We start from the raw sequence: 26,553 nt of genomic DNA, 5'->3' as shown, positions 1-26,553 counted from the left end.
ACACTATCTAAATAATGACAAAACGCCCCAGGTCCGCAGCCATGAACCTGGGGCGTTTTTATGTGCGAGGGTTATTGTTTGCGACCATGAAACGCCCCCAGCTATACTTAACTTAATACACAACGTTAACAAGCTGAAAGGAGGGGCGTTTTGAAAAATTGGCGTGTCGTCGGATTGACGGCACTATCCTTAGTACTTGGGGGTGGCGCTTTGGCCAGTTCGAGTGGATTGGTGCCGGAGTTCGCCTCAGAAAAGAAAAAGACCGAAGTTAAAATTCGCTATGTCGATATTCGTACAAATAAAGCGATTCAACCACAAACGGAAAAATTAGTACCAATTGGGGCACATGAACGGTTTAAGCCAGTCGTTGCGACGGGCTACCAAATGCCCAAAGCAATTGAAAAGACGGTGGGCCAAAAGACGGTCATTACATTTAAGTATTTGCCTGAAACATACACGATCAAGGTGCGGTATCTTGATGATATTACTGGTAATGAGGTTAAAGTACGAGAGTATCGTTCAACGTATGGCGCTAAATTGATTTTGCCGACTTATCAACAACAGGGGTATCACCAAAACCCGGGTGATACGATTACGGTGAAGGGGTCTGAGACCATCACTTATCGCTTGCATCGCGCTGAAGCATCGACAGCAATGAGTCGTCAGTCTTCAGCTGCATCACAAGTGAGTGAATCGGTTTCACAATCGGTGGCGTCATCAGTTACAAGTGCAACGCCGTCATCAGTGTCAGCAAGTAGCGCAAGTCAGACAACTGCGCCAGTCACTGTCACGAATGGGCCTAATCAATTGTTGGCCGATGCGACATTGGCAAAGTTACAGCCTTATGCATTGGCGGCCTTGAACGATTATCGCGCACGGTATGGCGTGGCGCCGGCGCAAACGTCCGAAATGGCGTTGAATTTGGCGAAGCAGGAGAGCCGCTGGGCGTTGCGTGAGCCAGAAGCGTTTGAGGCTAATCCGCATGCCAATTTTAATAATCTGTTTGGCACGATGCCGGTTGAAGATTTAGGCAATGGGCAAGTACGCTACTACAACCATGGTAGTGAAGAAACCAATGGTGATGGTTCGACAATTCAGCATATTGCAGCCGTGAATTATGGTGGCACCGCTGATCAGAAGGATACGTTGTCGTTTGGTAGTGTTGCAGGTACGTCATCAGACGTCTGGCACGTAACCGATTTGACGAGTGATGCACAATTACAGGCGTTGGCCCAAGATGCAATTTTGCAATTTGGCGATGATGGGCAAGCAGCCGGTTATGATGGCACCTCATCGTATCAACAAGGCGCATCGCATAAGATGGGCTTACTAACACCTGGTAATGTGGATGTGGGTGTGGCAATCTATGCAAATTCAGATGGCACCTTACGAACGTACGTCGAGGTGTTGACGGCAGAAATAGTTAATCGATAAATAAAATCGGAAGTATAATCCGGAAAACGTGTTTTTTAACGCAGTTTCGGAAGTATACTTCCGAATTTAAGGGTTAATAAACCAAAAGAGACACAGTGCATTAGCTTGATGGCATGCACTGTGTCTCTTTTGGTTTAAAGCGTGAAATCGTCAGTCATTTCCAATTTAATTGGGGCGTGATCTTGACGTGCGCCGGTGTCGACAACGCTGAAGGTTGCCAATTGGTCGTTCAATCGGTTTGACGCTAGGTAGTAGTCAATGCGCCAACCAGAATTGTTAATCTTTGAGGTTTTTGAAATCTGAGCCCACCAGGTATAAACACCGGTTTGGTCAGGATTTAGGTAACGGAAGGTATCGGTGAAGCCAGCATCAAGTAGCAAACCGAACTTCTCACGTTCTTCGTCAGTGAAGCCGGCACTCTTGTGGTTGGTCTTGGGGTTCTTCAAGTCGATTTCTTGGTGGGCAACGTTAAAGTCACCTGAGAAGATAACCGGCTTCTTAGCATCCAAGTCAGCGATGTAGGCGCGGTAGGCGTCATCCCAGGCTTGCCGGTCGGTTAGTCGATCCAAATTGCTGCCTGAATTTGGCGTATAAACCGTTGAAACATACGTGTTTTCGAATTCAAGGGTAATGATACGCCCTTCGATGTCCATTTCATCCGGGGCACCGATAACGGGCATCTCAACGGCAATTGGTTCAACTTTTGACAGCATCATCGTACCTGAGTAGCCAGAACGACCAGTGCTCATCCGTAGGTAGCGGTGATAGCCTGGGAAAAGTTCATCGAGCGCGGTTGCTTGTTTCTTGGTTAAGCCAGTTGCTTTTAACTTAGTTTCTTGGATAGCCAAGACGTCGGGTTGCTCAGCAGCGATGTCTTGCAGTACCTGCCAAGTCATCTCGCCACGGGCTGATTTATGCTCAACAGCAGCATTTACACTATCAATGTTCCATGAAATGAATTTCATTGCGGTCACCGTTCCTTTTATCTGATAAATCTATTGTATCGTGAAAGTGGCACCGACGCGTACTGACATGCAAAAAAGAAATGTGACAAATGTGTTGCAGAACAATACTATACGTTATAGAATATTGAAAATAGAAATGGGATAACTGGTAGGAGATTTAAAATGGCTAAGTCAGAGAAGTTTAATTGGGTAAAGTGGGTGAGTGCGATTGTTATCTTCCCACTGATGGTATTCGGTCCAATCGGGGGCTGGATGTTAAAGTTGACAGGAAATGCGCAATCAACGACTGGATTGGCAACGTGGTCGGCTTCGATTGCGGCGTTAGTGCCAGCAACAATCTTGTTGTTAGTGTCGATTTTCTACTGGTCGGACGGTATTTTGCGTCGGGACTGGCAGATTTGGCGTCAGCACTGGGTTAAGAATGTCATGTGGGCATTGCTAGCCGGCATTATTATGATGGGTGTGCTAGTGCCATTAACGAAGGCGTTGACTGGGTTCTTGGATACGGGGGACTTTGCGATTAAGTACAGTGGTGCAAGCGCGTTGTCATTTAGTGACGTTGCACCAACGTTCTTGTCAGCAATTGTTGGTTTGTTTGCACCATTCTACGAGGAAATCGTTTTCCACCACGCCATTACGGAACCATTCCGCAACAAGGCAAAGTGGGTATACGTATTGATCTCAATTTTCGCCAACATCATGTTTGGTGTGGTGCACATCAACAACGTTAACGGTCACTGGAGTTCATTGATCATGTACATTGTGATGGGTGTTTGGTTGCAACTGGTTTACATCTGGGGTGGCCGCAACATCTGGCAAAACATCATGACACACATGGTTTACAACGGTAGCATCTCGTTGCTAATGATTTTTAGTGTCATTATTACGATGTTCTTTGGTAAATAAGTTAAATGAAATAACCCCCGCGGCAGTTGTGTCGCGGGGGTAATTTGTTTGAAAGGGTTTAATGGCAAAAATAAAAGCACGCAAGCCGAAACTTACGTGCTTTTACAAGTGATAGCCCAACAGGGAATCGAACCCTGGATTCCGCGCTGAGAACGCGACGTCTTAACCACTTGACCATTGGGCCATGATGATATCAATAGCATTGAGCTGAAATAGCCCAACAGGGAATCGAACCCTGGATTCCGCGCTGAGAACGCGACGTCTTAACCACTTGACCATTGGGCCATGAATATCATCTGTTGCTTAACAACAATACATAACTATACAGATATCAATGGCCAAAGTCAACACTTTTTCCTAACAAAATTCAATTAAACGCCCTGCCTTGAAAAATGCGGTCCTTGTTACATAAATGGTACAATAATAGGTATTAGTAAGGGGATGCGTAGCCTGCTAGATTATCGTCATTTAGTAGGCTGCAGCTAGACTAACAATCGTCTAACAAACCGAAAAGAGGTTCAATTAATGTCATTTAATATGTACTTGGTACGTCACGGTGAAACGTACTTCAATAAATATCAACGGATGCAAGGTTGGGGAAATGCCCCTTTGACGGATAAAGGTATTTCTGACGGCTTTGCGGCTGGTGAGCGACTCAGCAATGTCCGGTTTGACGCCGCGTACTCATCAGACCTACAACGGGCTATTCACACCGCTGAATTTATTCTAGGTCGCAACACACAAAGTGGTGATTTGAAAACGCCAGAGCAATTGCAACAATTCCGCGAGCAATTCTTCGGTTTCTTTGAGGGATTGCCAAGTGCGCAAAGTGCTGAGCAAATCGCGGGTATTATTGGACTAGAAAACATTGAATCGTACGGTGACTTGATGGCGCAACTAACGCAAGATGAGGTCATGGATGCTTTCAAGGAAGCGGATCCAACCCACGACGCTGAAGATGCGGCAACATTCTGGGCGCGTGCCGATAAGGGGCTGGATATCTTACGCCGTAACGTCCGCGATGGGCAAAATGTTTTGGTCGTGGCCCACGGAACGTTAATCCGCAATTTGGTTTATAAGTACGATTCTCACGAAACAGCAAAGACAAAGCCGTTGAACGGTTCAATTTCAGTCTGGGAAGTCTCAGATGATGATATGAAGTTGAAGGCGTATAACGACACGACAACGAATTGGTAAAAGAAAAATGGCTATGATAGAAAATGAGTTACATCCAGTCCGCAAGGTTATTCTTGCTGGCTTGGATCGTCAAAATGCTGAGTTCGATTATGAAATGATTGAGCTGGCTAATTTGGCAGAAGCAAATTATATGGAAGTTGTGGGTACGGTGACGCAGAAGCTTGAGCGTCCAAATGCGGCAACATATTTTGGTAAGGGTAAAGTTGAAGAACTGAAGGAAGCCGTAGAATATTACGAAGCCGATATGGTGGTGACGAATGATGAATTGTCACCTTCACAGATTCGTAATTTGGAATCAGGTACTGGGGCGGGGATTATGGACCGCACGGCTTTGATTCTGGATATCTTCGCATCACGTGCTAAGACGAAGGTTGCCAAGTTGCAAGTTGCGATTGCCCAGTTACAATACCAGTTGCCACGTTTGCGTACGTCGATGAATGTCCGTTTGGATCAGCAAACTGGTGGTGGCGGGGGTAGCTTTACCAGCCGTGGTGCCGGTGAAACGAAGCTTGAAACGAATCGTCGTCACATTGAACACCAAATTTCACTCTTGCGTCAGGAATTGAAGGATGTGGAAGCTGACGATCAAACTCGTCGCGCCCGTCGTGAGAAGGAAAGTATCAAGAACGTGGCCTTGGTTGGGTATACCAACGCCGGTAAGTCAACGATTATGAACGGTTTGGTGCGTCGCTATGGTGAGAACCAAGATAAGACGGTCTTCCAAGCAGACATGTTGTTTGCCACGTTGGAGACGTCAGTGCGTAAGTTGAACTTGCCGGACAATCAAAACTTCTTGTTGTCAGATACGGTTGGATTCGTGTCAAAGTTGCCGCACGGCTTGGTGGCGGCGTTCCGCGCCACGTTGGCGGAAGCGGCACAAGCTGACTTGCTACTTCAAGTGGTCGACTATGCAGATGAAAACTACAAGGAAATGATGTCGACAACGGCCAAGACGTTGAAGGAAATCGGTGTTGGTGATATTCCAATGATTACGATTTATAACAAGGCCGATAAGATTGAAGGTATGTCATTCCCAGATCGTGATGGGGATACTTTGACGTTGTCGGCACAAGATGATGCGTCGTTGGATATGTTGATTGAGGTCATTCGGCAACACATCTATTCAGACCACGTCCAAACAAAGGTTTTGATTCCTTTCGAGCAGGGACAATTGGTCAGTGAATTGAATGAACAAGCATCAGTGCACAGCATTGATTATGTGGAAGCTGGCACGATGATGGATGTCACGCTAACACCAGTGCAAGCGGCCCGATTTGCGGCCTATGTCGTAGATTAAGGGAGGCTTTATGCTATTTGTTACACTAATTGCGTTATTGTTATTTGTCTTAAGCGGGTATGCGTTGTGGCGTGTGATTAACGCGGATCCGCGGTCGATGTGGCTTGGGGTTTGGACGTTATTTACGCTCTTTTTCGCCGCCATCTCGATTACGATGATTTTGGTGCAACTTGGCGGTACGGGAATCTTCGCCTTTGCGATGATTTTTGCCTTGTTCTTGGCGATTTTCTTGTTCCTATCCGTTTTCTTCGACTTAGCTGTGGTTTATTACTCATGGCAAGTCTGGCGTAAAGAGCACCACACGTTACCAAACTTATTGCTGCCATTGTTGTTCTTGGGCTTGATGATTTTCAACATGATTGACGCCATGATGCAACATGCACCGGCATGGTTGGCAGCCCTGTTTATTTTTGCCCGGGTGATGGAACTTTACTTCATGTTAATTTTCGTCATTTTCTTGGTATCAGCGATTGTCTACGCGGCAGTGACACGTAAGCGTGAGTCTGATTACTATGTTGTCTTGGGCGCTGGTCTAGTGAATGGTGAAACCGTTGGTAAGTTGTTGGGTAACCGAATTAAGGCGGCAACCGATGCCGCGCAACGTCGTTTTGACGCAACGGGCGTTTATCCAACGATTGTCTTTTCCGGTGGTAAAGGGGGCGACGAAAAGGTTTCAGAAGCCCAAGCGATGCGCGACTACGCCGTTGCAACACTAAACTATCCCGCTGATAAAACACTTTTGGAAGACCAGAGTCGAACGACGCGCGAAAATATGCGCTTTTCTCGTGATATTATTAGTAAGGCAACTGGCAAGATTGATCCTGAATTTGTGTACTTTACGAGTGAGTACCACGTGTTCCGTGCTGGCCTCCAGGCGCGCCGTTTTGACGTGCTGGCCCAAGGTCGAGGTGGTAATACCCCATTCTATTACCGTATTCCAGCATTCATTCGTGAATACATTGCGGTATTGAACATGCACCGTCGTTTACACATGGCAGTGACAGCCTTGGCGTTTGTGGTTGCTGTAGTGATGATGATTGCCACGTTCTTTGTTAAGTAGAGAGGACAAAGAACGGATTTAATAGTGAGAGATTAGAGAGTTTTGGGATGCGATTTTTAAAAGGGGCGATGCTGGTTATCGCCACGTTGGTAGTTGCGTTATTGGTGCGTAGTCACGGGATGGTTGCTGAGGCAGCAACGACTTATGCTGTTGATATGACGGGTTTGCCGGCAAAACAACAGACTGAGGCAAAAGCCGCGATGGCGATTTGGACGAATACGCTGCAAATGCCAACTTTGTTTAGCGGGAATCCGACTGATCCAGAGGCGGTGAATGTGACCATGATGTGGAGCACGGATGGTGTCGCTTCACCTGGTGCCGATGATCCGATGGGGTTAACGGAGACGACGACCCTTGGTGATAAGCGGACGGTCGTGATTACGTTATATCAACGTGAAATTGAACGTGCGTTTGCAAAAACAGCATACATGAAGCGTCATGATTTGGTGGTGTCGGTTTGGGAACACGAACTTGGTCACGCCTTGGGGTTGCAGCATAATACAACCAATGAGCATGATATTATGTATCCGCGTAATTTGGGACCTACCCAACGCATTACCGGTTGGGATTTGCAAAACCTGCCCTTTACGGTGAAGCCGTCAGTTTTGTCAGATGTGTCAGACCATTCATCTAATTGGTTGGATTCGCAAAACGTGTCAAATCAAATGACAGCTTGGTTGGCGATTCCGGCTAAAGTGCCTCGCATCTTTTATCATTTGATTGCTGGGTTACTGGGGATGGTGATGATTGCGATTATAGCAACGATATTGCTGACTCGACGTAGTGTCGTTAGCGCTGAACAACGGGCTAAAAACTTCGCGTCATTGAAATAGATTTTTAAAGCGTAACCGATGTACATCACTTGGGTTGCGCTTTTTTCATGGTTTTAAATTTTTTGTTAACTAAATTGACAAAAAACTGAAAAAGAATGTTAGAATGGTTCACTAACGATAGAAATAATTTATTAATTGGAGGGGAAACTATGCGTTTGTTAAAGCCGTATTTTAAGCGGTACAAACTCGATTTAGTACTCGCTGTCATCACGGTTATTATCATGGCGATGGCGATGCTATTCCAACCGACATTGCTTTCTAAGATTGTCCAAGCAATCTCAGATGACAATATGAGCAAGGTGCGTCATATTGGGTTGCAATTGTTGGTGATTGCGGGGATTGGTTTGATTGCGGGGATTGTGAATACAATTTTTGCAGCACGTGCATCGCAAGGAATTGCGTCTGATGTCCGTGAAGCAGCATACCGTAAGATTCAAACATTTTCATTTGGTAATGTGGAGCAATTCTCAGCCGGTAACTTGGTTGTGCGATTGACTAATGATGTGCAACAAATTCAAAGTATTTTGATGATGATGTTGCAACCATTGCTACGTATGCCAATTCTGTTTATTGGTGGCTTTATCTTGGCGGTTAATTCAATTCCCAAGTTATGGTGGATCATCGTCGTCATGGTTATCTTGGTTGGTGCTGTTTCAGCGCTGGTCATGGGAAACATGGGGAAGCGTTTCGGGATGATTCAAGGGTTGATTGACCGAGTGAATGCGAAGGCAAAGGAAAACCTCCAAGGTGTTCGTGTCGTGAAGTCATTCAACCAAGAAGGTAATGAACAGAAGCGTTTTGATGATGTTTCTGATGAATTGAACCACGTTAATTTGCAAATTGGGTACCTTTTCTCAATTATCATGCCGGCCTTCATGTTTATTGGGCAAGGTTTGATGGTTGTGGCCATCTATTTCGTTGGAAATATGGTGGGGACTGAGCCTAAGATGTTGGCGCAAATTACCGGGTTTACGAATTATCTGATGATTATCATGCAAGCCATTATTGTTGGTGGGATGATGATGACCTTTGCGGCACGTGGATTTGTGTCAATGGGTCGTATTTCTGAAATTATGGATACGAAGTCAGATTTGGTTTATAAGGATGTACCGGCACAAGATTTGACGGGAGCTGTCGAATTTGATGACGTGTCATTCACGTATCCAGGGGATGATAAGCCAACTTTGAAGCACATTTCATTCAAGGTGCAACCTGGTGAAATGATTGGTATCGTCGGTGCGACGGGTTCAGGTAAGTCATCAATGGCCCAACTGATTCCACGTTTGTTTGACCCAACCGAAGGAACGGTTAAGGTCGGCGGAGTTGATTTGAAGGATGCCAACGAGTCATCATTGCGCAAGACGGTATCATTCGTTTTGCAACGCGCAACGTTGTTCTCAGGTAAGATTTCAGATAACTTGCGACAAGGTAAGCCAGATGCACAAGAGCAAGATATGAAGCGTGCAGCACAAATTGCACAAGCAGCTGAATTCGTTGAACGCTATGAAGACACGTATGAACACGTAGTTGAGGAACGTTCATCAAACTTCTCTGGTGGTCAAAAGCAACGTTTGTCAATTGCCCGTGGGGTGATTGGTGATCCAAAGATTTTGATTTTGGATGATTCAACGTCAGCGTTGGATGCCAAGTCAGAAAAGTTGGTTAAGGAAGCCCTTGATAACGAATTGCAAGATACGACGACATTTATCATTGCGGAAAAGATTTCTTCAGTGATTAACGCTGATCGTATTTTGGTTTTGGAAGATGGGGCATTGGTTGCGGAAGGTGCGCACCAAGAATTGGTGGAAACATCCCCAATTTATCAAGAAATTTATAAGACACAAAAGGCGCAGGAGGCATAAACGATGAAGAATATTACTGAATCAGTCCGCTTCTTTGCTCATTATTTTAAGCGCTACTGGGTGGCGATGATTGCGATTGTGGTCTTCACGATTTTTGCAACGTGGGCCCAAGTTAAAGCGCCAGTTTACATGGGACGTTCAATTACAGAGCTATCAAAGTATTTGATGGTGAAGTTGAACCCGATGACAGCGAGCCAAGCGAGTTTGGCTGACTTCCACCATGCGTTGTGGACGTTTGCGGCCTTTGTTTTGTTGATGTTGGTGGGACTATTTATCAACGCCATGATTCAATCAATCGTCGCTTCTAACTCAGTGAACCAAATGCGTAAGGGTTTGTTTGGCAAGATGCAACGGATGACGGTTCGTTACTTTGATTCACACCAAGACGGTGAAGTATTGTCACGTTTCACGTCAGATTTGGATAACATCTTTAATGCAATGAACCAAGCTATCTTCCAATTGTTCTCACAAGTGGCCATGCTGGTTGGAGTTGTATGGATGATGTTCAACGAAAGCCCTAAGATGGCGTGGGTCACGATTGCTTCAACACCAGTTGCGGTTATCTTGGCGGCGCTGATTATTGTGCAAGCAAAGAAGTTTGTGGATGCGCAACAAGCTGAAGTGGGTCACTTGAACGGTTACATTAATGAGCAGATTAATGGTGAAAAGGTCATTATCACCAACGGCTTGCAAGAAGAGTCAATCAAGGGCTTTGTGGCCCACAACGACAAGGTGCGTCGTGCGTCAACGCTTGGTCAAACGTGGTCAGGTGTTTTGTTCCCATTGATGCAAGGAATGGGCTTGTTCAATTTGGCCATCGTTATTTTCTACGGTGCTACGCAAGCCTTGAACGGTGATTTGTCAGCCCGTGCCGCTGGTTTGGGACTGATTGTGACCTTCGTGTCATTTTCACAACAATACTACCAGCCAATCACCCAAATCACGTCAACTTACAACATGTTGCAATTGGCGATGACGGGTGCGCACCGTTTGAACGAAGTCTTCGAGCAAGATGATGAAATTAACCCAGCTAATGGGGTGAAGTTTAACGGTGTCCAAGATAAGATTGTGTTGGACGATGTGCACTTTGGGTATAACGAAGATCGTGAAATTTTGCATGGTATCAACATCGAAGTTGATAAGGGGCAAATGGTGGCCTTGGTTGGACCAACCGGTTCTGGTAAGACGACTGTCATGAATTTGTTGAACCGTTTCTATGACGTAACGGGTGGTGCGGTTAAGTTTGACGGCATCGACGTTCGTGACATGGATCTACAATCGTTGCGTGATAACGTCGGGATTGTGTTGCAAGATTCTGTTTTGTTCACCGGTACGATTCGTGACAACATCACGTTTGGTAAGCCTGATGCAACTGATGATGAAGTGATTGATGCGGCTAAGCAAGCCAATATTCACGACTTTATTATGACGTTGGAAAAGGGTTACGATACTGAAGTGTCTGATGAAAATTCAGTCTTCTCAACTGGTCAGAAGCAATTGTTGTCAATCGCACGGACGATTTTGACGGCGCCTGACTTGTTGATTTTGGATGAGGCGACGTCAAACGTTGATACGGTGACAGAAGCTAAGATTCAAAAGGCGATGGATAACGTGATTGCCGGTCGGACGAGTTTCGTGATCGCGCACCGTTTGAAGACGATTTTGAATGCGGATAAGATTGTGGTCTTGCGTGACGGTAACGTCATTGAGCAAGGTAGCCACGCAGAGTTGTTGGCACAAGGCGGCTTCTACGCTGAGTTGTATACAAACCAAATGGTATTTGAATAGTTAATGATTAAGTCGTACTGCAATTATGCGGTGCGACTTTTTTGGTGAAATGGGATGATTTAATCTCAAAATAGCGAATTTTCGAAAAATGAGATGATTTAATCTCATTGTATAAAAAATAGGCCGGTGACTATCGATTTGATAGCTACCGGCCTATATATGTATTTTCCCCATGTAAGTTACGTTCAACCCTCTTACAAATACTTATTATGAATTGTAAATATGACGGTTTTCGTTGTGGGATTTGCTGAAAATTAGTTTGATTTATGAAGATTGTTTGAAAATGCACAAAATCGTCAAGGGGTTTGAAGGGTGCGGATAATTCTTCAAAAGACTTCAAAGTTTCGTTAAGACCCCGGCAAAAGATAACTACATTGCTTCGCTATTCTATGAGAGTGCAGTAGTGGATATTCGGTCCATTACGCTGGAAACAGAAAATAGCATGAAAAGGAGTGATGTTTATGGAAACACACCGGGGTATTCTGCCCAACAAGCGGTTGCGTTTCTGGTGGGCGGTTGTCGGTTTGATTGCACTGGTTGTTCCTTATGTGACCAACATGGGCTTGTTAGCCAAGACAGTCTATGCGGCGGAAAAAACGCTGTATAAATCTGATCGACTGACCGTTACTGCTGGGGATGGTAACGACTGGAAATGGGAGAACGGTCGCGAAGTTTCTTGGAAGTTCCAGTTTATCGATAAGGATGCTAATTATCCAAATAAGGATGAGGTGACGTTCTTAATCGATAAGGAGGCGGCAGCCAAGCAAGGATTGACTGACTTTAAAGTTAATGGCCAGTCTTGGGATGCTAAAACTGGTGAACTGGGTGGCTTCGAGTTGTACTACAATGGTGGTTCTGGTCATTCGTTGATTTTGACGGCTAAGTCAACAACGGATGAAAAGCGTGCCGTTTCGGTGCCGGTTGGTTTAGCGTTGACGCGTACTGCGCAACAGGGTGCTAAGATTAAGGCGCCAAAGTTGGCGGAGACAAACCTGTTGCCAGATGATGCCAAGATGATGGTTGAGGCGAACTTGTTTGGTTACGAGGGAGATGCTGCGACTGGTGAAGATGAGGGTGAAACAAAACCTGATGAGCCGGAAACGACGTTGCCAGCGCCAGGCTCTGACGATCCTGCAGATGTCTATGCGAAGTTGCCTGACACAAAGCAGGGGATTGTTGATGGTTTCTTGATTGAGCGTGGTGTTCGAACGACACCAGATTCAGATAACAAGACTGACTTCAATAATTTCCAATTGTGGAGTTCAATGAATGCACCAGTATATACGACGGCGGATGCCGATCACAAGGCGCCAGTTACGATTTATCAAAAGAAAGATGTGACGGCAACTGGCAATATTGGTGGTTCTGAAAATGAGAACGATGCGACTCGCCTGCAGTATGTGCGGTCAACCTACCACAACCAATATGAGCAAACGGGTGGCGATAATCAGTCAGCGTATACCATCTCATTTGAGGACGGCGATGCAATGACGAATGCCAAGTTCACGGTTGTTTATGACCACGTGGGTAGTTACGTTGATTCAGTCACTAAGGAACACCATCCAATTGGTGCAACGATGACAATCTCAAATGTGACGCCAGCTTCAGGTGACCACTTGCAACTAGGTAATATGCATTTCATCGATGTACCGAATAACCTGTACTCAGGTGTTATGTATCACGGTATTGAGTCGTTAGATATTAAGTTGCAGTTCTACACGTTGGTTGATGGTAAGTTTGCTGAGCGAATTGATGTTGATGAAGGGGATGGTCACGTGACGTTCTCCTCACTGAATAACTTTGGGCGTTCAGCAAATTCTAGCTCATCTGTTGGTGCTGATTTCTCATGGGATCAACTATCAACGGGCATTAATAATTCAAAGTATGCTGAAACTGTTTTTGGTGGTGCAGGAACGTTGGCGGCACAACCGTATGATGATCCAACTACCGACTCTGATGATACCTTTATGCAAAAGGATGCCGCGGGAATCTGGTATTCAACGGTGCACGGTGTTTATGACTTGACGGATGTCAATGGTACATCGTACAAGAGCTACTTGGATATTGAGGGTTATGAGAGTAATTTTGAAGATTCTCTAGGTGGTACAAACTTCCAAATGGCGGCGTTGCAATTCCCAGTTAGTGGGGATGCGTACAACTTTACGTTACGTACGGGAGACGGTAATACATGGCAGACAATTTCAGCTGCCGTGATGCATCCGCTAGAGCTAACGCAAACGCATAAGTTAGTGACAACGGATGATACAACATATACAACAGCGGTTAGTGATGCTAAGGCTGGAAAGTCAGGTAATATGCACGAGAAGAACTTGGCAATCACATCTACTGATGACGGAAAGTTTAATTTTGCATACTGGGTAACGCAACCAACCTACGATTTGGGAACGGATTCTTTGATTCGGCCATTCGGTATTCGGTTCGAGGATACCTTGCCTGATGGTATTTCGTTGCGTGATGGTCAAAATTCGGTAAAGCTGTATGATACCGAGGGTAAGCAACTGAAGCTTGGAGCTGACTACACGGTAACGATTGCTGGTCAGAAGGTCGTTGCAACATTGACGGATGCGGGAATTCAAGCGATTGACTTTAATTCTGATATGTTCGCACTTCGTTTGGACGTAAAGACTGACTCGCAAGTAGCGCAAGGTTTTGCTGAGTGGACAAAGCATAATACGGCTGACGTTTACACGAAGACTGAGCACAGTGATGCTTCAGAGTACAAGAGTACGACAAACACCGTAACGGTTAAGCTACATCCATTGTCAACGACTAACGTTACTATCAACAAGGTTGACGAGGCCGGGGCTGCTTTGGCAGGTGCCAAGTTTGAGCTAAAGAAGGTCGGTGAGCCTTCAGCTTGGACGGCTGCAAGTTTTGCATCAGCTGAAATTTCAGCTTACAAGACGTTGACGACGGCAACGACGATTGCTGCATCATCAACGACTGAGACAAGCTGGACGTGGAACAACTTGCCGGTTGGTCAATACCAATTGATCGAAACGGCGCCAGATGGCTATGTGAAGGCAACGGACGTTACGTTCAATGTTGGCGCGAAGTTGACGGCTAATGCGGATGGTACAGGGGATGCTTACACATCGACATTTAAGGAAACGACAAATCCAGCCGTTTTGACGAATGTTGATGTGAAGGACGGTAGCGTCACAGCTAACGTGCCTAACCAATTGGATATCAAGGCGGTCTTCCAAGTGAAGAAGGTTGATCAAGACAACAAGCCATTGGCTGGTGCGGTCTTCCAATACTTCACGGATGTGACTCAAAAGACTGGTATGAACAAGGATGATACGACTGGTATGCACACGATGCCAACTGGTCAAACGCTTGAGTTCAACAAGTTGTACACATTGAATGAGTCGACGGTGCCAACTGGTTACGAACGCGCGGAAGATGTTTACTTCAAGGTTTTGAAGCAAGCAGATTTCACAACGCAAACTGGTGTAACAGTGCCGGCGGCCTTGGCGAACGAAAAGGTATTGTTTGTGAAGACTGATAAGGATGGGGCAGTGACGGAATGGATTAAGCCAGACCAAAACAAGAACATCTTTACGACGACGTTCACGGTTGAAAACAAGAAGCAAGAACCGCTGCAATCAATCTTCCCAGTTACGGGTGGAACGGGCATTATGGGCTTTGTGATTGTTGGTTTGATTCTGGTTGGTGCAGCAGGTGCATTGACGTTGAAGCGTAAGTTTAATGATTAATTGATTAGCGTAATTGCAGTGATGCAGTTGCGCTTTTCTTTATGTGATAAAAAAGTGAATGAAAAAGACCCCGTTTCAATTAAGAAACGGGGTCCGGTAACTGCTCTGGCTGGGATCGAACCAGCGACCTCCTCATTAACAGTGAGTTATTCTACCGCTGAACTACAAAGCAATTAGATATGCATTTTGCCGCAATGGCAACTGCTCTGGCTGGGATCGAACCAGCGACCTCCTCATTAACAGTGAGTTATTCTACCGCTGAACTACAGAGCAATTAGTGTATTCAATTCGCCGTGATGGCAACTGCTCTGGCTGGGATCGAACCAGCGACCTTCTCATTAACAGTGAGCTATTCTACCGCTGAACTACAAAGCAATTATGTCCTTCGCTAAGGCATGACATTAATATACAGTAAGGAAAATGAGAAGTCAACTACTTTGATTAAAATTGTTCTCATTTAAATTAATTCACATTTGTCCGTACAAATTTGACGTATAATAGAGTTACTGAATAACGAGGGGAATCGGATTATGAAAGACTTAACACCAGCAGAAATCGCGCGTTTAGCCGATGTGGATATTTTTGACAAGGTTGACCAAGGGGAGTGGTACCAATACGCGAAGGAGCCTAAGGTACAAGCCATCGTCAAGCAAAGTGCCCAAACGGTGCAACGCATTAACGATGTCGCGAAGACGGATTTGGCTGAAGCGACGCGTTTGTTGCAAGAGTTCTTACCAAATATGGCAGCAGATGCTGATGTGTATTTTCCAATCACGTCAATTGAGCATCCCCAACGTCTAACCATCGGCGACGCCACCTTTATTAACGCCGGTCTGCAAATTTTGAGTGCTGGGCGCGTAACGATTGGTGCGCACTGTTTTATCGGGCCGAACTGCCAGCTTTACACGCCGAATCACCATCCATATGATAAGGAGTTGCGGCGTGAGGGTTGGCAATATGATTCGCCAATCACGATTGGGGATGATTGCTGGTTTGGTGGTTCCGTTATCGTGCTACCAGGTGTTACGATTGGAGATAACGTAGTGGTTGGTGCCGGTGCGGTTGTGACCAAGGATGTACCAAGTAATGTCATGGTTGCCGGTAAACCAGCGCGGGTCATTAAGACGTTAAACTAAACAAAAGGTTAAGTGCAGGTAATCAACGCGGGCTTACTTAAGGTTAATTTGGTAGAATAGACGTAAGAAACTACGACTAGGAGGCAGCGAGTATGGCTGACTTTCAACTAAAGGGTATGCCAGTTTGGGTATACGCCAAGGATGTTGATACAAAGACGGCGTTAACGCATGCAAGATTGATTGAAGGTACCGTGGGTGACAGCTTTTCAGTTGATCCACAAACATTGCCAGGGTATCGCTTTGTTTCATCAGAGGGGACGTTAAAAGGGACTTTCGATGAAACTACGATGCACACCGCAACGTTCTATTACCGTCGCGATGACATTGCGGAAACTGAGCAATTAACTGATAAGTATTTGCATTTGTTAGCGGATGTCCAACCGGTTGCAGCGATTGAGATTGCTGAACCGACTGGCCAAAAGCTTTGGGCGGATTCATACGTGAAGGTTGCCCAACGAGTTGCAACGCGTGAGGGGAAGTTCTGGTATCAACTATCAGATTCACGCTGGGTACCTTACAACATGCAAACAATGAAGTTAACGGATAATGATGGCCGTTCAGCAAAGCCAATTTCTGAATGGAATCGACCAACGACGTGGGCCCCAAAGCCATTTGTGGCCCGCGGGACTGTGGATTATGTGCCAGGTGGGGACGTGGCCGTATATGCACAACCATACGGACGTGAAATTGGACGGGTTGTCCACGGTTCACGGATTGAAATTTCAGAACGGGTTGATGATCCATCTGGTATCTTGTGGTACCACGTGGTGCAACACGGTTGGATTTCAAGTATTTATTTGCATCTTGATTAATTAGCGACATGTACTTTGGGGGAATTGAATAATGACAGAACCATTGATTTTGACGGCAGCCTTGCACGAAAAGATGTGGGGTGGCACGGCGTTACGTGATGTGTTTGGCTTTGATATCCCATCGGAAACGACGGGTGAAGCGTGGCTGATTTCGGGTCACAAGAATGGCACGGTGTTCTGTGAGGATGGCCGTTATGCGGGTAAGTCAATTGCTGAGTTGTGGCAAGAAGAGCCACAGTTGTTTGGTAACACAGACACGAACCGACCATTTCCACTGCTGGTTAAATTGCTAGATGCGCACCAGGATTTATCAGTGCAAGTGCACCCTGATGACGCGTATGCTGGTGAACACGCCGGTGAACTTGGTAAAACGGAATCGTGGTATATCGTGGCTGCTGAACCGGGCGCTGAAATTTATTACGGGCACACGGCCCAAACCAAGGCAGAATTTGATGCGGCGGTCGATGCCGGTGACTGGGATAAGTTACTCCGAAAGGTGCCTGTCAAGGCTGGCGACTTTTTCTACGTACCAGCCGGGACGCTGCATGCATTAGGTGCCGGGGTTCTCGCGCTGGAAACGCAGCAATCATCTGATGTGACGTATCGGGTTTACGATTTTGACCGGGTTGATGCGAAAACAGGTGAATTGCGTGAACTACATTTGGCCGATGCGAAGAATGTGACGACGGTACCGTTTGTACCGGAACAACCACAAACGTCGACGGCTACGTACGGTGGTGTCACGGTGACAACGCTGGTTGAAGCACCTTACTTCAATGTCTATAAGTGGGATGTTGACGGACGTGCGACCTTAGATGCACGCGCACCATATTTGCTGGCAACTGTGATTGACGGGACATTAGACTTAACCGTCTTTGGTGTGACCTATCCATTGCACAAGGGCCAAAGCTTTATCTTGCCAAACGATGTTGAAGCGTGGACGCTACAAGGTGAGGCGACGTTGATTACATCGACGCCGGGACCAAAGTCAATGTAAGTGAATTGTTAGCAAAAGCATGTGCAAATTATTTGCGCGTGCTTTTATTTTATATTCCTATCGGCCTGACTTTTTATGCGCGAAAATGGTACACTATAGATTAGTTATTTTGACAGATAAACATCGGTGACGATGTAGTAGGAGGACGACATGAGCTTGAAGAGTGCATTGGCAACTTTTGTTGGTAAAAGTTCATACGTGGTACTGCATGATATTTTGCGTCGTGGTGGTACATCATTGCCAGGTAAGTTGGCAACGAAGATTGACCCTGAAGTCATGACAACGTTGGCTGAGAAGTATGACGTTATTTTGATTACAGGTACGAATGGTAAGACGTTGACAACAACATTGACCACGCGTGTCTTGCGCGAACAATTCCCTGATGTGATTACAAACCCATCTGGTTCGAATATGATGCAAGGTATCACGGGAACGATGTTGACAGCGAAAGTAACCGGTAAGTCACACCGCCCAATTGCGCTTTTGGAAGTTGATGAAGCGAACGTGGAAGAAGTTGCGCGTCAATTGAAGCCAATGGCCTTTGTATTGACGAATATCTTCCGTGATCAATTGGATCGTTTTGGTGAGATTTACACAACCTACGATAAGATTTTGAAGGGCATTCGTTTGTTCCCTGAGGCAACGGTGATTGCGAACGCTGATTCACCAATCTTCATGCGTGGCGATTTGCCAAATCCAAAGGTTTATTACGGGTTTAACCACTTGCCAGCGGATGGCGATATGAAGGCTCCTCACAACACGGACGGTGTGCTATCACCAACTGATGACACGGTGTTGCACTATCACTTTATGACGTTCGGTAATCAAGGTGATTACTTCTCAGTTTCAGACGATTTCAAGCGTCCTGAGTTGGATTATGCCGTAACGAAGATTAATGAGATGACACCTCGTTATTCAAACTTCGATATTGATGGCGAGACGTATCAAATTGAAATCGGTGGGATGTACAACATCTATAACGCACTGGCTGCTTACACAGTTGGACGTTTCTTAGGTGTTACCACACAACAAATTCACCACGCTTTTGAATCAAATGCGCAAATCTTTGGTCGTCAAGAAGCCGTTAACGTCAACGGTAAGGAAGTCACGATTGTCTTGATTAAGAACCCAGTTGGGGCAAACCAAGTCATCGATATGATGAAGACAGATGACCAACCATTCTCATTGATTGCATTGTTGAATGCGAATTATGCGGATGGTATCGATACGAGTTGGATTTGGGATACTGACTTTGAATCACTAAAGGATTCAGGCATGCAAGCCATTGCAACTGGTGGTGAGCGTTACAAGGACTTGTATGTCCGTGTGAAGATGGCTGGATACGGTGAACACCCGGTTTACCAAGATCTCAAGCAAATTGTAAAGGCAATCGACGAGATGCCAACGAAGCGCGTGTACATTGCCGCAACTTATACGGCAATGCTACAACTACGTGCCCAATTGGCACAACAAGGCTTTATCAAGACTGGTATGGGAGAATAAAATCATGGCAGCAGAGTACGTTTTGCACACCGCACACTTGTACGGTGATTTGATGAACACTTACGGTGACTACGGTAACATCGTGGCGATGCGTTTCTATGCATCACAAATCGGTGTCGATGTCGACGTAGAGTTGATTTCATTGGGCGATGAGTTCGATGATAAGAAGTACGATTTTGTGCTGTTCGGTGGTGGACAAGACTACGAAGAGCAAATCGTTGCAGAAGATTTGAAGTTTAAGGCAGATGCCATTAAGCGCTACATCGAATCAGATGGCCCATTGTTGGGCGTTTGCGGTGGGTTCCAATTGTTGGGTCACTACTTCTTGATGGCTGATGGGACGCGTGTTGAGGGGATTTCCGTCATGGACCACTACACGTTGAACCAACAACACAGCCGTTTCATTGGTAATGTCTTGATTAAGGACGAAGTTAACGGCAACGAGTACCGCGGTTTCGAAAACCACCAAGGACGTACATTCTTGGGTGAAGGCGAGCGCCCATTGGGTAAGGTCTTGCAAGGTAAGGGAAACAACGGTGAAGATGGCGGTGAAGGACTTGTGTACCGTAATGTTTATGGCACGTACTTCCACGGACCTATCTTTACGCGTAACGGAAACTTGGCCTTGCACGTGTTGCAAACGGCTTTGGAACGCAAGTACCCAGAAGTCAACTGGGCTGAAAAGATGGCCGACATCAAGCCAGAAGCATTCTAATGATAATCGAAACACCCGTTGATTAAGGTCAACGGGTGTTTTTTAAACCTTATCTTGTGACAGCGCCACTCATTTTTTGTAAACTAAATGCAATAAAGCAAACTTGAAAATAGTGGGGTTTACGAAATGGGTATGAAACAACTAGTGGCACGGGTTGGTTTGGGTGCTGGTGTCATCGGTATCAGCTTGTTGCTGTTGGGCACGACAACACATGCAAGTGAATTTGGCATTACGAAAGCTCGGGCAGATCAAGATGTCTCGACATATGTCCACAAGACATTTGCGAATCAGGTGAAGGTTTACCATAAAATTGCACCGAAGCTTTGGCCGGATAATAAGGATGTTAACCAATATGCCATGATTAACGACATCGACAATAAGACGTTTTGGATGGTGACACCAACGGGTAAGGTGTCAGATTTGACGGAGAAGCAGGCGTTGTCTTATGGGGTTCAGCCAGAACCGTATGAGGGGTGGTTTTTAGCATTCGCAGCACATCATAAGAGTGGTGCGTTTATGGCCGTTAATAAAGATGAACTAACGAATACGAAGCGACTAGTGCGCTACCCACATTTGGGAACATACGATTTGTTCATCACGTATGCGCACGAAATGTTCCACGGTACGGAACAAGAGGGTTGGGCGTCACCAAAGAAGCACGACAATCCAGAGCAAAACGAGTATTTGAAGCACACGGATGCGCGCCGTATTCGATTGCAATTACAAGAACAATTGATGGCGGCTTACACGAATAAGTCTGAAAAGTCATTGGCGCAAGCGTTGGCAACGTACCGTTATTACAAGGAAAACTACGCCAAGGACTACAAGGCAACCTTTGAGGACGATCGGATGGAAGGAACGGCGTACTACTATGAGATTCGTTCCTCACTATTTGCTGGCTATCCAGACAAGGTGAAGACGATGAAGCAAAACGATCAAGCGGTGCGGACATTGTTTAAGCAAAACCGTTTGGCTTACCTAGACAGTGGTGCATACGCTGAAACGTATAACGTCGGTGCATTGGCATCATTTATTCTTGATTGGCAAGCTGATAAGCAAGGTATCTCCCGTGATACGTGGAAGAAGGCTATGGCTTCTGCTAAGACGAACCCAATGGACTACCTCGACAAGCATGCCAAGATTTTCTACATCCCACCATACAAGGCCACGATGACGAACGCTGAGTACAAGACGATGTATAAGAAGATTTTGAATTACAAGAATCTAGCGAATTAAATGGCAAGAAGGGAACTGTTGCGAGTTCTCTTCTTTTTTTATAAGTGAAATTTCGTTATACTGGTATACGAGTGTCAAACTGCAAAAAATGGTTTGGCAAACGGAAAGGTGGTCGCATATGGCGCAACTGTTTTATCGTTACGGCGCGATGGCAAGCGGTAAGAGTATCGAAATTTTAAAAGTCGCACACAACTATGAAACACAACAACGCCATGTGCTTTTATTGACGAGTGCGCTAGACAATCGTTCAGGGGTTGGCGAAATTGCATCGCGAATTGGGATGCAGCGCTCAGCCACAGCGATTACTGAGCAGGACGATCTGTTCGCATTGATTCATGGTCAAGATGAGGTTGCAGCAGTCTTAATCGACGAAGCCCAATTCATGACCAAAGCCCAGGTGTTACAACTGACACGGGTAGTGGATGAGTTACATATTCCGGTCTTGGCCTTCGGGTTGAAGAATGACGCGTTTAATAACTTGTTCCCCGGGTCAGAAGCTTTGCTGATTTATGCGGATAAAATCGAGGAAATGAAGACGCTTTGTTCATTCTGCGGTCGTAAGGCGACGATGAACTTACGCATTTCTGACGGTCGGCCTGTTTATGAAGGCGCACAAGTGCAAATTGGTGGGGATGAAGCCTATATGCCAGTTTGCCGTTATCACTATAACCACCCAGACATGGCAGCGATTGCCCGTCGTGTTGTTAAGCACTAATACATACTTAAAGAAGAGGAATTGTAAATCACATGGATGAGATTTTTGAGAAGGTCCAAGCGGTTGTTGACCGTTACGACGAAATCAGCGAAATGATTTCTGACCCTGATGTCATTTCAGATACGCAACGTTTCATGGCACTTTCTAAGGAAGAAGGTAGCTTGCGTGAAACGGTTGAGACGTTTAAGCGCTACAAGGACGTTGTTGACGGTATCGAAGGCAACGAAGAGATGTTGAACGAAGGTTTGGGCGACGCTGAATTGGAAGAAATGGCCAAGGATGAGTTGAAGGAACTAAAGGCAGAAAAGGAAACCCTTGAAGAGCAAATCAAGATTTTGCTTTTGCCAAAGGATCCAAACGATGATAAGAACATCATCATGGAAATCCACGGGGCTGCCGGTGGTGATGAAGGGGCTTTGTTTGCGGCTGACTTGTACGACATGTACCAACGCTACGCTGAAAAGCAAGGTTGGAACGTTGAAATTATCGATGAAAACAAGACTGAAATCGGTGGTTACAAGGAAATCGTTTTGATGATTACGGGTAACAACGTTTACTCAAAGTTGAAGTTTGAGAACGGTGCGCACCGTGTGCAACGTGTCCCTGAAACAGAATCAGCTGGTCGTGTGCACACGTCAACGGCTACTGTTGGGGTGATGCCAGAATACGAAGACGTTGATATCGAAATTGAAGACAAGGATTTGCGTGTCGATGTGTACCGTTCATCTGGTGCTGGTGGACAGCACGTTAACAAGACGTCATCAGCCGTGCGTATGACCCACTTGCCTTCTGGTATCGTGGTAGCCATGCAAGACCAGCGTTCACAACAACAAAACCGTGCGAAGGCGTTGGAAATTTTGAAGGCGCGTGTCTACGACTACTACGCCTCACAAAACGAAGCTGAATACGCCGAGCAACGTAAGACGGCGGTTGGTACGGGTGATCGTTCAGAACGTATCCGAACGTATAACTACCCACAAAACCGTGTGACGGACCACCGTATCGGTTTGTCATTGAACAAGTTGGATCGCATTATGAACGGTGAATTGGAAGACGTGATTGATGCGTTGATTATCGCTGATCAAACGGCTAAGTTGGAAGAATTGAAGCAAGGATAGATAACATGTTTGATGAACAATGGACAATTCAAGCAGTTCGCGATTGGGGTGATTGGCAACTTGAGCCATACATTCACGACCAAGAAGAGCGACTTGCACAAATCGATTATCTGCTAACAGGGATGATGGATTGGAACTATGCGCAATTGGCGAATAACTTGAATACGGTCTTAGAGGACGAGAAGCGGTTACGTTTCATGGTTGCCGTCCGGGCAATCAAGGGTGGTCAACCAGTGCAATACGCGCTGGGTCACGCTGCGTTCTATGGCCGCGAGTTCAACGTTGATCGACGTGTTTTGATTCCACGCCAGGAGACTGAGGAATTAGTTGAATGGGTATTAAACGATCATAAAGTAACTGGGCCGGTGCAACGCGTACTCGACATCGGGACTGGTTCGGGGGCGATTGCGGTGACGATTGGGGCTGAACGACCAACCTGGGATGTGACTGGGGCGGATATTTCAGCAGATGCGTTAGTAGTAGCGCAAACCAACGCTGACCAATTTGCCAAGCAGGTTAATTTCATTGAAAGCGACTTGTTTAGCCAAGCGACTGGGCAATACGACATCATTATTTCGAACCCGCCTTATATTAGTGAGGCGGAACGTGATGTGATGGATGAGTCAGTCATCATGTACGAACCAGATTTGGCTTTGTTTGCTGATGATGAGGGGTTAGCCCTGTACAAGCAAATGGCAGCCCAATTGCTCACCTACTTGGCACCCAACGGAACAGCGTACTTTGAAATTGGCTATCAACAAGGGCCCGCTTTGTTAGCGGTCTTTGGCGAGTTGCCAGGTGTATCAGTGGCGTTGCGTCAAGATATGAGTGGACATGATCGGATGATTAAAGTGTCGCGGGAGGCATAAAGAGTATGGCAGAGACAAAAATTTGGTCGGCCGATGAATTGCCAGCAGCCGTTCGTGCGATTAAGCGCGGATCACTGGTAGCGTTCCCGACTGAAACGGTGTACGGCTTAGGTGCCGACGCCTTTAATGAAAAAGCAGTTAGTAAGGTATATGCAGCGAAGGGCCGACCATCGGATAATCCGTTGATTGTCCACGTCGCTGACAAGGCACAAGTTGATCGCTTTGCGGTGGTTAATGCGTGGGCAGAAAAGTTAATGGACGCCTTTTGGCCAGGCCCATTGACGATGATTTTGCCAGTCAAGCCTGGTACGGTGTCGACGACGGTAACGGGGGGCTTGGATACTGTTGCCGCCCGGATGCCAGACAACGACGTGACACGGGCCTTGATTCGTGAAGCAGATGCGCCAATGGTTGGGCCATCTGCAAACACATCAGGGAAGCCATCACCAACCACTGCCCAACACGTTTATCATGATTTACATGGTAAGATTTCAGGCATCTTGGATGATGGTGCAACTAAGATTGGCGTGGAGTCGACGGTGATTGATTTGTCGACAGATACGCCAGCTGTGTTACGCCCTGGTAAGATTACGCCAGCCCAAATCGAAGCGGTTTTGGGCGTGCCAGTGGACTCTGAAATTAAGCACGTTGATGCAGATGAAGCGCCAAAAGCACCGGGCATGAAGTACCGCCATTACGCACCCGACAAGGATGTCTATATGGTGGCGCCTGAAGATTGGACGCAGGCCATTATTTGGGCACAAAGCCAATTGGAACCAGTTGGGTTGATGTTGACGAACGATTTAATTGTGCAACACCAGTTAGCCGGCATGGACTTTGTCTGGTCGCTCGGGGATAATGGAGATACCGCAGCAGCAAAATTGTTTGCCGGCTTGCGTCATTTCGATGATCGTAAGGATGTGTTAACGGTTTTGGTAGCTGCAATGCCAAATACGCCAGAAAATAGTGCTTATAATAACCGTCTTGGCAAGTCGTCAGGTGGTCACTGGGTAACTGAACTGTTGGCGGATTAACTTTGGGGCTGTAATAGTTATTGGGGATATATAGGAGGTCATTGCGAATGACAAATTATCGTGAATTTGATCCAGAGTTGTGGGCAGCGATTGATCGTGAAAGCGATCGTCAAGAACACAACATTGAATTGATTGCATCTGAGAATATTGCATCAGCAGGTGTCCGTGCGGCACAAGGTAGTGTTTTGACAAATAAGTACGCTGAAGGTTACCCAGGTAAGCGTTACTACGGTGGTACAGAATACATTGACCAAGTTGAACAATTGGCGATTGACCGGGCAAAGGAATTGTTTGGTGCCGAATACGCCAATGTGCAACCGCATTCAGGGTCGCAAGCAAATGCCGCTGTTTATGCGGCTTTGCTTGAGCACGGTGACCACGTGTTGGGGATGGACCTAAACGCTGGTGGTCACTTGACACATGGCTCATCAGTTAACTTCTCAGGTAAGACTTACCAATTCCACTCATATGGATTGGATGAGAACGAGTTGATTGATTACGATCAAGTGCAAGCGTTGGCTGATGAATTCCAACCGAAGTTGATTGTGACGGGTGCGTCAGCATATTCACGATTCATTGACTTTGACCGTTTCCGTCAAATCGCCGATTCAGTTGGTGCTTATTTGATGGTTGATATGGCCCACATCGCCGGCTTAATTGCAGCCGGCGTTCATCCATCACCAGTTGGCATTGCAGATGTTGTGACAACGACGACGCACAAGACGTTGCGTGGCCCACGCGGTGGTATGATTTTGGCCAAGGCTGAACTAGGCAAGAAGTTGAATTCAGCAGTCTTCCCAGGCACGCAAGGTGGTCCATTGGAACACGTGATTGCGGGTAAGGCGGCTGCGTTCTATGAGGATATGCAACCTAGTTTCAAGGCGTATGGTCAACAAATCGTGGCCAACGCTAAGGCAATGGCAGAAGTCTTCGAGCAATCTGATTTGGTCCGTGTTGTTTCTGGTGGCACAGATAACCACCTCTTTAACTTGGATTTGACTGCAACTGGTTTGACAGGTAAGGAAGCGCAAAACTTATTGGATAGTATTCACATCACGACTAATAAGGAAGCCATTCCAAACGAGCCACGTAGTCCGTTCATTACGTCAGGTATTCGCATCGGAACGCCAGCAATTACGACCCGCGGCTTCAAGGAGCACGAGGCGCGTCAAGTGGCGCACATGATTTTGCGTGCCTTTGAGAACCACGATAACCAAGAAGTCCTTGATTTGATTGCAGCGGAAGTTGTTGCATTGACGGATCAATTCCCATTGAGCGGAATTGAGCACGCGGAATAACATAACCTGTATAATAGAAGAAAATGAATTGGAGTAAA

21 protein-coding genes and 5 tRNA genes are annotated in these 26,553 nt (G+C 46.2%); 20 read left to right on the top strand and 6 right to left on the bottom strand.

Features of this window, described 5'->3' with window-relative positions; all coding sequences use genetic code 11:
• The first annotated feature begins 150 nt into the window (after nucleotides 1-150).
• Nucleotides 151-1,434 (top strand): hypothetical protein, encoded by a 1,284-nt coding sequence (locus tag ESE_RS0100740; RefSeq protein WP_010369613.1) that lies wholly within the window; start codon nucleotides 151-153, stop codon nucleotides 1,432-1,434.
• Nucleotides 1,435-1,568: 134 nt separating this feature from the next.
• Here the strand turns inward: ESE_RS0100740 and ESE_RS0100735 are convergent, their stop codons facing one another.
• Nucleotides 1,569-2,399, bottom strand: a complete 831-nt coding sequence (locus ESE_RS0100735) for an exodeoxyribonuclease III (protein ID WP_010369612.1) — start codon at nucleotides 2,397-2,399, stop codon at nucleotides 1,569-1,571.
• 162 nt (nucleotides 2,400-2,561) lie between these two features.
• Here ESE_RS0100735 and ESE_RS0100730 point away from each other — a divergent pair, with 162 nt between their 5' ends.
• Complete coding sequence (locus tag ESE_RS0100730) at nucleotides 2,562-3,305, top strand: CPBP family intramembrane glutamic endopeptidase (RefSeq protein ID WP_010369610.1); 744 nt, start codon at nucleotides 2,562-2,564, stop codon at nucleotides 3,303-3,305.
• Nucleotides 3,306-3,417: 112 nt separating this feature from the next.
• Here the strand turns inward: ESE_RS0100730 and ESE_RS0100725 are convergent.
• A tRNA-Glu gene (locus ESE_RS0100725) sits at nucleotides 3,418-3,489 on the bottom strand.
• 29 nt (nucleotides 3,490-3,518) lie between these two features.
• A tRNA-Glu gene (locus ESE_RS0100720) sits at nucleotides 3,519-3,590 on the bottom strand.
• 240 nt (nucleotides 3,591-3,830) lie between these two features.
• On the opposite strand from ESE_RS0100720, the gene ESE_RS0100715 reads away from it, so the two are divergent.
• The 7 genes from ESE_RS0100715 (at nucleotide 3,831) to ESE_RS0100685 (ending at nucleotide 15,082) form a co-directional block, all read left to right on the top strand.
• A complete protein-coding gene (locus ESE_RS0100715; protein WP_010369609.1) occupies nucleotides 3,831-4,502 on the top strand; it encodes a histidine phosphatase family protein in 672 nt (223 codons plus the stop codon).
• 13 nt (nucleotides 4,503-4,515) lie between these two features.
• Nucleotides 4,516-5,799: a GTPase HflX gene (gene hflX, locus ESE_RS0100710; protein WP_010369608.1), complete on the top strand. Its 1,284-nt coding sequence runs from the start codon at nucleotides 4,516-4,518 to the stop codon at nucleotides 5,797-5,799.
• Between the two features lie 10 nt (nucleotides 5,800-5,809).
• The gene (locus ESE_RS0100705) at nucleotides 5,810-6,859 is read left to right on the top strand and encodes a YdcF family protein (RefSeq protein WP_010369607.1); all 1,050 of its coding nucleotides are present in this window, start codon (nucleotides 5,810-5,812) and stop codon (nucleotides 6,857-6,859) included.
• Between the two features lie 47 nt (nucleotides 6,860-6,906).
• Complete coding sequence (locus tag ESE_RS0100700; RefSeq protein ID WP_010369606.1) at nucleotides 6,907-7,692, top strand: matrixin family metalloprotease; 786 nt, start codon at nucleotides 6,907-6,909, stop codon at nucleotides 7,690-7,692.
• A gap of 149 nt (nucleotides 7,693-7,841) precedes the next feature.
• Nucleotides 7,842-9,554: an ABC transporter ATP-binding protein gene (locus tag ESE_RS0100695; protein WP_010369605.1), complete on the top strand. Its 1,713-nt coding sequence runs from the start codon at nucleotides 7,842-7,844 to the stop codon at nucleotides 9,552-9,554.
• A 3-nt stretch (nucleotides 9,555-9,557) separates the two neighbouring features.
• The gene (locus tag ESE_RS0100690; RefSeq protein ID WP_010369604.1) at nucleotides 9,558-11,342 is read left to right on the top strand and encodes an ABC transporter ATP-binding protein; all 1,785 of its coding nucleotides are present in this window, start codon (nucleotides 9,558-9,560) and stop codon (nucleotides 11,340-11,342) included.
• Between the two features lie 461 nt (nucleotides 11,343-11,803).
• Entirely contained in the window at nucleotides 11,804-15,082 is a 3,279-nt protein-coding gene (locus ESE_RS0100685; protein WP_010369603.1) for a SpaA isopeptide-forming pilin-related protein, read from the top strand.
• Between the two features lie 100 nt (nucleotides 15,083-15,182).
• Here ESE_RS0100685 and ESE_RS0100680 read toward each other — a convergent pair.
• The 3 genes from ESE_RS0100680 to ESE_RS0100670 form a co-directional block, all read right to left on the bottom strand.
• A tRNA-Asn gene (locus ESE_RS0100680) sits at nucleotides 15,183-15,254 on the bottom strand.
• A 29-nt stretch (nucleotides 15,255-15,283) separates the two neighbouring features.
• Nucleotides 15,284-15,355, bottom strand: a tRNA-Asn gene (locus ESE_RS0100675).
• Nucleotides 15,356-15,385: 30 nt separating this feature from the next.
• Nucleotides 15,386-15,457 (bottom strand) — tRNA-Asn (locus tag ESE_RS0100670).
• Nucleotides 15,458-15,612: 155 nt separating this feature from the next.
• Here ESE_RS0100670 and ESE_RS0100665 point away from each other — a divergent pair.
• From ESE_RS0100665 to glyA, 11 genes are all read left to right on the top strand, one after another.
• Nucleotides 15,613-16,218 carry a DapH/DapD/GlmU-related protein gene (locus tag ESE_RS0100665; RefSeq protein WP_010369602.1) on the top strand — a complete coding sequence of 202 codons (606 nt, stop codon included), beginning with the start codon at nucleotides 15,613-15,615 and terminating at the stop codon, nucleotides 16,216-16,218.
• Nucleotides 16,219-16,310: 92 nt separating this feature from the next.
• Complete coding sequence (locus ESE_RS0100660) at nucleotides 16,311-17,030, top strand: MucBP domain-containing protein (protein ID WP_010369600.1); 720 nt, start codon at nucleotides 16,311-16,313, stop codon at nucleotides 17,028-17,030.
• Between the two features lie 31 nt (nucleotides 17,031-17,061).
• The gene (gene manA, locus ESE_RS0100655) at nucleotides 17,062-18,027 is read left to right on the top strand and encodes a mannose-6-phosphate isomerase, class I (RefSeq protein ID WP_010369598.1); all 966 of its coding nucleotides are present in this window, start codon (nucleotides 17,062-17,064) and stop codon (nucleotides 18,025-18,027) included.
• A gap of 150 nt (nucleotides 18,028-18,177) precedes the next feature.
• On the top strand, nucleotides 18,178-19,530 hold the full coding sequence (locus ESE_RS0100650; RefSeq protein WP_010369596.1) for a MurT ligase domain-containing protein: 1,353 nt from the start codon (nucleotides 18,178-18,180) through the stop codon (nucleotides 19,528-19,530).
• Nucleotides 19,531-19,534: 4 nt separating this feature from the next.
• Nucleotides 19,535-20,245, top strand: coding sequence for a type 1 glutamine amidotransferase (locus tag ESE_RS0100645; RefSeq protein WP_010369594.1), 711 nt, complete (start codon nucleotides 19,535-19,537; stop codon nucleotides 20,243-20,245).
• 126 nt (nucleotides 20,246-20,371) lie between these two features.
• Complete coding sequence (locus ESE_RS0100640; protein WP_010369591.1) at nucleotides 20,372-21,481, top strand: hypothetical protein; 1,110 nt, start codon at nucleotides 20,372-20,374, stop codon at nucleotides 21,479-21,481.
• 118 nt (nucleotides 21,482-21,599) lie between these two features.
• The gene (locus ESE_RS0100635; RefSeq protein WP_010369586.1) at nucleotides 21,600-22,196 is read left to right on the top strand and encodes a thymidine kinase; all 597 of its coding nucleotides are present in this window, start codon (nucleotides 21,600-21,602) and stop codon (nucleotides 22,194-22,196) included.
• Between the two features lie 32 nt (nucleotides 22,197-22,228).
• Nucleotides 22,229-23,314, top strand: coding sequence for a peptide chain release factor 1 (gene prfA / locus ESE_RS0100630; protein WP_010369583.1), 1,086 nt, complete (start codon nucleotides 22,229-22,231; stop codon nucleotides 23,312-23,314).
• Nucleotides 23,315-23,319: 5 nt separating this feature from the next.
• Nucleotides 23,320-24,183, top strand: coding sequence for a peptide chain release factor N(5)-glutamine methyltransferase (gene prmC, locus ESE_RS0100625; RefSeq protein ID WP_010369580.1), 864 nt, complete (start codon nucleotides 23,320-23,322; stop codon nucleotides 24,181-24,183).
• 5 nt (nucleotides 24,184-24,188) lie between these two features.
• Nucleotides 24,189-25,217: an L-threonylcarbamoyladenylate synthase gene (locus ESE_RS0100620; RefSeq protein WP_010369577.1), complete on the top strand. Its 1,029-nt coding sequence runs from the start codon at nucleotides 24,189-24,191 to the stop codon at nucleotides 25,215-25,217.
• 47 nt (nucleotides 25,218-25,264) lie between these two features.
• On the top strand, nucleotides 25,265-26,515 hold the full coding sequence (gene glyA, locus ESE_RS0100615) for a serine hydroxymethyltransferase (RefSeq protein ID WP_010369575.1): 1,251 nt from the start codon (nucleotides 25,265-25,267) through the stop codon (nucleotides 26,513-26,515).
• Nucleotides 26,516-26,553 lie beyond the last annotated feature (38 nt).

Origin of the sequence: Weissella cibaria KACC 11862 (genome assembly GCF_000193635.1) — a bacterium.
GTDB lineage: Bacteria > Bacillota > Bacilli > Lactobacillales > Lactobacillaceae > Weissella > Weissella cibaria.
This window is presented reverse-complemented; position numbering and strand designations above follow the sequence as displayed.

What these genes read in the sequence shown, in the direction of transcription:
- manA (WP_010369598.1), top strand. Translation starts at nt 17,062, where the DNA reads ATGACAGAACCATTGATTTTGACGGCAGCCTTGCACGAAAAGATGTGG.
- ESE_RS0100705 (WP_010369607.1), top strand. Translation starts at nt 5,810, where the DNA reads ATGCTATTTGTTACACTAATTGCGTTATTGTTATTTGTCTTAAGCGGG.
- ESE_RS0100650 (WP_010369596.1), top strand. Translation starts at nt 18,178, where the DNA reads ATGAGCTTGAAGAGTGCATTGGCAACTTTTGTTGGTAAAAGTTCATAC.
- ESE_RS0100685 (WP_010369603.1), top strand. Translation starts at nt 11,804, where the DNA reads ATGGAAACACACCGGGGTATTCTGCCCAACAAGCGGTTGCGTTTCTGG.
- ESE_RS0100620 (WP_010369577.1), top strand. Translation starts at nt 24,189, where the DNA reads ATGGCAGAGACAAAAATTTGGTCGGCCGATGAATTGCCAGCAGCCGTT.
- ESE_RS0100645 (WP_010369594.1), top strand. Translation starts at nt 19,535, where the DNA reads ATGGCAGCAGAGTACGTTTTGCACACCGCACACTTGTACGGTGATTTG.
- ESE_RS0100735 (WP_010369612.1), bottom strand. Translation starts at nt 2,399, where the DNA reads ATGAAATTCATTTCATGGAACATTGATAGTGTAAATGCTGCTGTTGAG.
- ESE_RS0100640 (WP_010369591.1), top strand. Translation starts at nt 20,372, where the DNA reads ATGGGTATGAAACAACTAGTGGCACGGGTTGGTTTGGGTGCTGGTGTC.
- hflX (WP_010369608.1), top strand. Translation starts at nt 4,516, where the DNA reads ATGATAGAAAATGAGTTACATCCAGTCCGCAAGGTTATTCTTGCTGGC.
- ESE_RS0100730 (WP_010369610.1), top strand. Translation starts at nt 2,562, where the DNA reads ATGGCTAAGTCAGAGAAGTTTAATTGGGTAAAGTGGGTGAGTGCGATT.
- ESE_RS0100635 (WP_010369586.1), top strand. Translation starts at nt 21,600, where the DNA reads ATGGCGCAACTGTTTTATCGTTACGGCGCGATGGCAAGCGGTAAGAGT.
- ESE_RS0100690 (WP_010369604.1), top strand. Translation starts at nt 9,558, where the DNA reads ATGAAGAATATTACTGAATCAGTCCGCTTCTTTGCTCATTATTTTAAG.
- ESE_RS0100700 (WP_010369606.1), top strand. Translation starts at nt 6,907, where the DNA reads ATGCGATTTTTAAAAGGGGCGATGCTGGTTATCGCCACGTTGGTAGTT.
- prfA (WP_010369583.1), top strand. Translation starts at nt 22,229, where the DNA reads ATGGATGAGATTTTTGAGAAGGTCCAAGCGGTTGTTGACCGTTACGAC.
- ESE_RS0100665 (WP_010369602.1), top strand. Translation starts at nt 15,613, where the DNA reads ATGAAAGACTTAACACCAGCAGAAATCGCGCGTTTAGCCGATGTGGAT.
- prmC (WP_010369580.1), top strand. Translation starts at nt 23,320, where the DNA reads ATGTTTGATGAACAATGGACAATTCAAGCAGTTCGCGATTGGGGTGAT.
- glyA (WP_010369575.1), top strand. Translation starts at nt 25,265, where the DNA reads ATGACAAATTATCGTGAATTTGATCCAGAGTTGTGGGCAGCGATTGAT.
- ESE_RS0100715 (WP_010369609.1), top strand. Translation starts at nt 3,831, where the DNA reads ATGTCATTTAATATGTACTTGGTACGTCACGGTGAAACGTACTTCAAT.
- ESE_RS0100695 (WP_010369605.1), top strand. Translation starts at nt 7,842, where the DNA reads ATGCGTTTGTTAAAGCCGTATTTTAAGCGGTACAAACTCGATTTAGTA.
- ESE_RS0100660 (WP_010369600.1), top strand. Translation starts at nt 16,311, where the DNA reads ATGGCTGACTTTCAACTAAAGGGTATGCCAGTTTGGGTATACGCCAAG.